At 72.9% G+C, this 288-nt stretch carries 1 protein-coding gene; it reads right to left on the reverse strand.

Features of this window, described 5'->3' with window-relative positions; genetic code table 11:
* On the reverse strand, nt 1-277 hold a 277-nt coding region (locus SB717_RS35110; protein WP_410907519.1), incomplete at its 3' end, for a hypothetical protein.
* Nucleotides 278-288: the final 11 nt, after the last annotated feature.

Genomic DNA, 288 nt, shown 5'->3' on the forward strand with positions numbered 1-288 from the left:
GGTGCACGACGTCGATTCCGACGACGCGGCCCTCCTGGCCGGGTGTGCCGGGCCAGCCGTCGCGCTCCGCGGGGAGCACGGTGAAGGAACGGGCGACGTCCGGCGAGTTGTTGAGTGCGGCCGGGATGGCGGAAAGGCGCAGCGCCTCCGCGAGCCCGGGCGTCATCTCGCCGAGGCCACGACCCCAGTGCAGCACGCGGGGCGCGGGGCCGGCGGCGTCGATGATCAGGCTGACGTCGGCCGCCTCGAGCGCGAGGATCCCGTCGGAATTCGTCATGATGTCCTTCG

Origin of the sequence: Priestia sp. SIMBA_032 (genome assembly GCF_046535215.1) — a bacterium.
GTDB lineage: Bacteria > Bacillota > Bacilli > Bacillales > Bacillaceae_H > Priestia > Priestia aryabhattai.